Genomic DNA, 6945 nt, shown 5'->3' on the forward strand with positions numbered 1-6945 from the left:
AATCCAGTAACCTTCTGCGCCTGGCGCCACGTGGCGCCCGCTTCTCGCCACCGACCATGCTCATTTCGCCCGCGCTCACCCAACAGGTTGCCGCCCTGACGGCGCACTACGATGCCACGGTGCTGCCGCTGTGGACCGCCAGCGGCTGGAATGCCGGCCTGTTCCTGCCCTATGAGGCCCTCGACGGCGCCACGGCAGCGCCGCTGCCGGCGGCGCGCTACCGTGCCATGGCCTGCGCGCGGCAGCTTTATGTGTTTTCGGTGGCGGGCCAGCAGGCGCATGCCGATACGCTGTTCGGCTCGCTGCAGGCGTATTTCGGAGATGGCGGCGGCGCCTGGATCTACAGTGTCGGTCCGGATGGATCGCCGCTGGACACCACGCGCGACCTCTATACGCACGCCTTCGTCATCTTCGCCTGCGCCAGCTACCACGCGCTGCGCGGCAATCCCGATGCGCTGGAAGTGCTCGACGAAACCGTCGACATCGTCGAAGACCGCTTCGCCGAAGACGGCGGGCTCTACCACGCCGCTCTCAGCGAGCATTTCCGCCCGAAAGGCATGGGCGTGCTGCAGAACCCCGTGATGCATCTGACCGAAGCCTATCTGGCGGCGCTCGATGCCACCGGCGACGAATGGTATGCCGAGCGGCTGCGCGAAATCGCGATGGCCGTGTACGAACGCTTCGTCGATCCCGCCACCGGCTGCATTGCCGAGCTGCCGCAGGGCACTGCGGACAACCGGATCGAACCAGGCCATCAGTTTGAATGGTTCTCGCTGGTCGCAAGCCGGCCGCAGCTGTTCGGCGACCTGCCGCTGGAAGGCGCGCTGCGCCAGGCCTTCGACTTTGCGCAACGCCATGGCGTTGCGCCAGGCACGCTGGGCGTCAGCGCGGCGCTGGACGCGCAGGGCCGGCTGCTGGATGGTACCCAACGCATCTGGGCGCAGACCGAGTATGCACGCGCACTGGCGCTGCATGGACAACCGGAGTCGCTGGCCACGCTGGAAGCCTGGGCCGGGCAGTTCCGCAACCGCTTCCTGCATGCGCAGGGATGGCATGAATGCCTCGCGCCGTCAGGCGACGTGGTGCGTGCCGAGATGCCGTCGACTTCGCCGTACCACCTGGCGACGTCCTACCTGGCGCTGGCACAAGCCGCCGGCCAGTCCTGGCCGATCCGATGATCGCGACGCAATCGCGTTATCAATTCTTTGCAGTCGCGGCATGGGGGCGCGACTAAACTCAAGCCCGCGCTCCGCCCGTGCGTTGTCCTTCTTAACTACCTGGTCGTCGTTCTGAAGTCGCGGGCCGGGGCGCGCCCGCCTGCGGCGACACCTGCGTGCCTACGCGGACTTCCATCTGCCGTATCCGGGTGGCGGCGCGGGTCTCCGCGTGGTCATTGAGGATCAGGCACAGCAGCGTCAGCAAGGCCGCTGCGATCATGCTCAGCGCGATCCAGGCGAGGCAGTGCTTGCGTTCCATGGTGGAATGGATGGGGGCATTATCGGAGCGCGCAGTGTAAGCGCCCGGCCGCAAAGCGATTGTGAATCTTTGCAAATGCAGCAGTTATGCCACGTCTGGACTCGTTGGCAATCGTGTCCCCTCCAAATCGGTTTAGCGTTTTCGCCAGTTCCAGCAATGCTGGCAAGAAAGGCTTGTTCGCTTATTCGGCTTATTCCATCACGCCGTTCTCGCGCAGCAGCCGTTCGCATTCATCGAGCATGTCGTGCGCAAAGGCAGACTGGTAGTTGGGATCGAGCGCTTCCATCATTTCATGCGCGGCATACAAGCCCGCTTCGCGAGACAGCGTCCCGGCCAGCTGGCGTGCGAACTGGTCGCTGAGCTCGGACAGCAGGCGCCGCTCGGACAGCGGCAGCTGCAGCCGCGAGCGCGACAGCCACTCGCCCGCAAGCGTCGCGCCTTGTGCGTCCGTCATCCACGTGCGGTGCTCGTAAAAGGCCGAGAGGCGCTCGGCGGCCAGCGCGAACAGCAGCGCCTTGCGGGTGTTGAAATCGATGCGGGGCAGTGGGGCGAGGCTCATGGGTACGGCTTGCCGCGCGGGCGTGGCGCCGGCGGCGATGTGGTCGGTATGTCAGCGTTGGATAGGGTCAGGCAGCGGCAGGGCCGAAGCGTTCCGCCAGCCATGCGCCGATGGCAACGATCTCTTCCAGGCAGACCGAATGCCCCATCGGGTAGGTCTGCCACGTCAGCGGATGCTCGCGCGCCTGGATAAAGTCGCGTGCGGCAACGCCCAGCTGCAACGGCACCACATCGTCCTGCGTGCCGTGTGCGGCAAATACCGGCGTGGCGTCATTCGCGGCATTGGCCTTCGCAGCCAGCGCGGCTGCCGCGGGAATATAGGTGGACAGCGCCACGATCCCGGCGAGCGGCTCCGGATGCGTCAGGCCCGCGGTATAGGCGATCGCGCCGCCCTGCGAAAAGCCGGCCAGCACGATGCGGCTGCAGGGGATGCCGCGCGCATTCTCGCGCGCGACCAGCGCGCGGATGGCGTCGCACGAAGCCTGGATGCCGGCCTCATCGGCACGTCGGCCGGCCTCGTCGAGGGAATAGATGTCATACCAGGCCGGCATGACATAGCCGCCGTTGCAGGTCACGGCAATTGCCGGCGCGTGCGGGAAGATAAAGCGTACGCCAGGCGAGGCGGGCAGCCGCAATTCCGGCACCACTGGTGCAAAGTCGCCGCCATCGGCGCCCAGCCCATGCATCCAGATCACGGCGCAGCGGGGATCGGGCGCGGTTTCGATTTCAATGGCGGGCAGCAGTTCGCTCATGGGGCAGGTTCCTGTGTGACGGCGTGCCCGCGCGCCGATGGGCGCGCCAGGCAGCGCGAGTATCGCACAGGTCAGGCCCGCTGATGCCGCACGCCCGCTACGCGGGCAGGGCGGCGCGACTGCCGGTTCAGGCGGCGGACGGAACGATCGGCACGGTGGTCAGGCCCGGCGCGCGCGCGTTCAGCGCGGCGGCAGGCAGCTCGGGCATTGCAGGCACGGTGGCGCGGCGCTTGTCCACCACGTCCTCCACGCCCTTGGCCGAGACATCTTCCAGGAACGCGACCATGTCGCGGTAGTAGGCCACCTGCATCTGCGCCTCCAGCAATTTCCGCTCGGCCTGGAACAGCGTCAGCCTCATGTCTTGCAGTTCCCTTTCGGCGATTTTTTCCGGGGTCGGCGGACTGAACAGGTTTGCAAGCCAACGCATGGCAGTACCTCCAGTGCTGTCAAAGCGAAATTGCGATGCTTGTGCCACGAGGACAAATATAGACAAGAAATCGATAAAAGACCTCTTGGCTATCTTGCCGTGGCGCCTCGCCCACAAGGATGATTGCCGCTCGCGGGAGTCTGCGGTAGATTGTCCGGCGACTTCGGATCGCCTCTTTACTGCTTGCCTGGCACGCGCATTGAATCGCTGTTTTTGTGCGGATTTTCGCGTGAATTCCGGCCCTGGCTGTATTCCCCGCCTGCTTCCACGACCTCCACGCGCGCGCCGATTTCATGCTGCGGAGTGGTGTCCAATTCCTGCACGTAACGCACGATCGGCAGCCAGAATGCGGCGATATGGTCTGGCTCGATGGCCGCGCCATGCGGCATGGCGTCGTGCATCACCAACTGGTGCAAGTGCCGCGCGGCAGCTGCCACGCGTTCCGCATGGATGTGCGCGAACACGGCATCGGCGCGGCTGTGTACCACCAGCAGTGGGCGTTCGAGGCGGCTGGCACGCGCGGCGTTGTTCCAGGGATCGGGCAGCAGCCACGCCGCCCATGCCGGCACGCGGCCGGTCTGCACCGCGGCGCGCCGCGCCGAGCTGAAGCCGGCGGCGATGACGTAGCCGTCGGGCTGCGGCGCGAAGTGCCGCGCTACGTCAAGCAGTATGCCCGAGCCCAGCGAGTGGCCCAGCACCACGCGGCGCGACGCCGCGGGCGCGGCCGCAAGAAACTGCCGGTACGCGATCATGGCGTCCTGGCGCAGATGGCGCACGGACGGGCGTCCGCTGCTGCGGCCATAGCCGCTGTAGTCGAACACGAAGGAAGCAATGCCGGACTCGGCCAGCATGGCCTGTACCGGCAGCCAGTCGGCCAGGGTTTCATTGTCGCCATGGCAGACCATCAACGCGGGCGCATCGTGGCGCGCGGCGGGAACGAAGCGGGCATGCAGCTCGCGATCGCCGCTGGCGAACGTGGTATGCCGCACAGGCATGGATGACCAGGGCACGGGAATTTCGGTGCTTGTTTCATCCGTCGGCGTGACAAATGCATTGCGCTCCACCGCACGAAACAGTAGGTGGCGCGCAACACCGGCTGCCAGTGCGACCCCCGCCGCCACGGCAATCCAGCGCAGCGAACCGGGCGACGCCGGCGAGGGCGAAGATGCGAGGGGGTCGGGATGTGGCGTCTCGAACATTGATAAGAGGGCACGCCGTGGTGACGAGCCTGTGTATTCAGGCTAGCAGGCCACTGTGAACATGTGAAGAAACGTCCATCCCGCCGCAGGATTTTTCATGCGCGGGCCTGCCGCTATCGCGCCGATAGAAAACTTTTGCCTTGACTATCTACCTAGCAGTAGATAGTATTTGCCTCATGGAACCGCTGCACCGCCAGCAACAAGCAAGAAGGGGCGGATAAGTGGCGATCCCATCGCATGACCGGTGCGGTCATTTTTTCAGGACTGGATATCTATCTACTAGTAGATAACCGGCCTGAGAAGAAACCGCGAGCCACTGACACCGATTGACGCGATCCGAAACATCGCCCCCAGGAGCCCATCATGACCAAGTTTGCCAAGACCCTGATCACCGCCGCCACCCTTGCAGCCGCCTTCGCCGGTGGCGCCGCCCACGCCGCTGGCGTGCAGGACAGCGACTTTGCCGGTGACAAGTATGGCTACCAGTTCCGCGTCGGCAAGGCCGATGCCTTCACCGACGGTGGCCGCACCGGCAAGTTCGATCCGTTCACCGAAGGCGCGCGTGCTGGCAAGTTCGATCCGTACACCGACGGTGCCCGCACCATTGCCGCGAACGTCCCGGCTGACGCCTACGGCTACAACTACCGTAGCGGCCAGTTCGACCCGTTCACGGAAGGCGCGCGTGTCGGCAAGGCTGACCCGTACACCGACGGTGCCCGCATCGTGGCCGGCCTGGACCGCAGCGGCGTCTCGGCAGCGCCGGCGCGCAGCTTCGACCCGTACACGGACGGTGCGCGCGTCGGCAAGGCCGACCCCTACACCGACGGCGCGCTCGCCTGATCGCTGCCGGCCACCGGCCGGCGGCTTTACCACCTTTACGGCGGCGGCCACCAGGCCGCTGCCCGATGGAGTCCATCATGAGTTTGCGTGACAGCATCCTGCTGCTTGGCGGATGGCTGGTGCTCTGCGTGACGAGTGGCTCGATGATCACCTTCGCCGCGCAGGTCCTGCCAGGCTAAAGCCATGCCTCGGCGCTAGGGGATTACCCGCGCGTCGGGGCATTTCAACTTGAGCGTCTATCTTCGCGTAGATAAACTGCTTTCATGAAAACGCAATCCGTACGCGAGCAACTGCTCGAGCACACCCTCGTCCTGATCCGCCGCCGCGGCTTCAACGGCTTCAGCTATCGGGACCTGGCCGAGCTGGTGGGGGTGAAAACATCCAGCATCCACTATTACTTTCCGACCAAGGACGATCTCGTCCTCGAAGCGGTCAAGGAATACAGTGCACGCCTGAGTGAGCACCTGCGCGCCATCGACACGACGCTGCCTGTGACCGAACAGGCGGCTATCTACCTGGCGCCGTTCCGCAACAGCTGCGGCTCCGACCAGATCTGCCTGTGCGGCATGCTGTCGACAGAAACCCTGTGCCTGCCCGAATCCGTGCACAAGCTGCTGCAGGGCTTTTACCTGATGCACGAGAAGTGGCTGACGGGACTGCTGGAGCGGGCGCAGCCGCTGCGCACCACGCCGTTCCCGGTGCCGCCGCCGCGGCTGGCGCAGGTGGTGTTCGGTTCGCTGCAAAGCGGCCTGATCGCAGCGCGCCTGTTCGGCACGTCCGACCGGGTCGAGGCAGCGGCCGATACGCTGATGGCAGCGGTGACTGGCTAAAGTTTCCATACCGATTTTTCGCGCTGTCAGTGGCGCGTCCGGAGCCGTCGTGTGGCGAAAGCTGCGCGGCGGCTTTTTCAATTGGCGGGGACGCGCCGTCCCGCAGTGTTCGCGGTTATGACCGTAAATTCTTGTAAATCATTAACTTACGATCAAGAGCCTGATGCCTATCGGCCCGATAGAAATATTCTTCCTTGACTATCTATCTATCAGTAGATAGTATTTGACTCATGGAAGCGACGCAGCGCCAGCAGCAAGCAAGAAGCAGGGCCCGGCGACGATCCCATGCATGACCGGAGGCGGTCATTTTTTCAGGGCCGGTTATCTATCTACTAGTAGATAATCACCCCGAAGAAAGACTGCAGAGCCACTGACACCGATTGACACGATCCGAAACTTCGCCCCCAGGAGCCCATCATGACCAAGTTCGCCAAGACCCTGATCACCGCCGCCACCCTTGCCGCCGCCTTCGCTGGTGGCGCCGCCCACGCCGCTGGCGTGCAGGACAGCAGCTTCGCCGGTGACAAGTACGGCTACCAGTTCCGCGTCGGCAAAGCCGATGCCTTCACCGACGGCGCCCGCACCGGCACGTTCGACCCGTTCACCGAAGGCGCGCGTGCCGGCAAGTTCGACCCGTACACCGACGGCACACGTGTCGGCAAGGCCGATCCCTACACCGACGGTGCCCGCATCGTTGCCGGCCTGGACCGCAGCGGCGTCTCGGGCTCGCCGGCACGCAGCGTCGACCCGTACACCGATGGCGCACGCGTCGGCAAGGCTGACCCGTACACCGACGGTGCCCGCATCGTTGCCGGCCTGGACCGCAGCGGCGTCTCGGGCTCGCCGGCACGCAGCGTCGACCC

Annotated in this window: 9 protein-coding genes; 4 read left to right on the forward strand and 5 right to left on the reverse strand. The window is 65.1% G+C overall.

The features are described from left to right. Positions 1-56 precede the first annotated feature (56 nt). Positions 57-1178, forward strand: a complete 1122-nt coding sequence (locus J8I34_RS22230; protein ID WP_035878997.1) for an AGE family epimerase/isomerase — start codon at positions 57-59, stop codon at positions 1176-1178. Between the two features lie 91 nt (positions 1179-1269). On the opposite strand, the gene J8I34_RS22235 is transcribed toward J8I34_RS22230, so the two are convergent. The 5 genes from J8I34_RS22235 to J8I34_RS22255 form a co-directional block, all read right to left on the reverse strand. After that, positions 1270-1476: a hypothetical protein gene (locus J8I34_RS22235; protein ID WP_084402732.1), complete on the reverse strand. Its 207-nt coding sequence runs from the start codon at positions 1474-1476 to the stop codon at positions 1270-1272. A gap of 190 nt (positions 1477-1666) precedes the next feature. Further along, positions 1667-2035, reverse strand: a complete 369-nt coding sequence (locus J8I34_RS22240; protein ID WP_029050530.1) for a hypothetical protein — start codon at positions 2033-2035, stop codon at positions 1667-1669. Between the two features lie 67 nt (positions 2036-2102). After that, a complete protein-coding gene (locus tag J8I34_RS22245; RefSeq protein ID WP_029050529.1) occupies positions 2103-2786 on the reverse strand; it encodes an alpha/beta hydrolase in 684 nt (227 codons plus the stop codon). 127 nt (positions 2787-2913) lie between these two features. Beyond that, positions 2914-3213: a hypothetical protein gene (locus J8I34_RS22250; RefSeq protein ID WP_209775979.1), complete on the reverse strand. Its 300-nt coding sequence runs from the start codon at positions 3211-3213 to the stop codon at positions 2914-2916. A 176-nt stretch (positions 3214-3389) separates the two neighbouring features. Beyond that, positions 3390-4412 carry an alpha/beta hydrolase gene (locus J8I34_RS22255; RefSeq protein WP_209775980.1) on the reverse strand — a complete coding sequence of 341 codons (1023 nt, stop codon included), beginning with the start codon at positions 4410-4412 and terminating at the stop codon, positions 3390-3392. 363 nt (positions 4413-4775) lie between these two features. Between J8I34_RS22255 and J8I34_RS22260 the strand changes: the two genes are divergently transcribed. From J8I34_RS22260 to J8I34_RS22270, 3 genes are all read left to right on the forward strand, one after another. Continuing rightward, positions 4776-5252 carry a copper resistance protein CopQ gene (locus J8I34_RS22260; RefSeq protein ID WP_209775981.1) on the forward strand — a complete coding sequence of 159 codons (477 nt, stop codon included), beginning with the start codon at positions 4776-4778 and terminating at the stop codon, positions 5250-5252. A gap of 263 nt (positions 5253-5515) precedes the next feature. Next, positions 5516-6082, forward strand: a complete 567-nt coding sequence (locus J8I34_RS22265) for a TetR/AcrR family transcriptional regulator (RefSeq protein ID WP_029050525.1) — start codon at positions 5516-5518, stop codon at positions 6080-6082. 417 nt (positions 6083-6499) lie between these two features. Further along, the coding region (locus tag J8I34_RS22270; RefSeq protein WP_245176070.1) for a copper resistance protein CopQ at positions 6500-6945 on the forward strand (446 nt) is incomplete at its 3' end.

Source organism: Cupriavidus phytohabitans (assembly GCF_017815025.1).
GTDB lineage: Bacteria > Pseudomonadota > Gammaproteobacteria > Burkholderiales > Burkholderiaceae > Cupriavidus.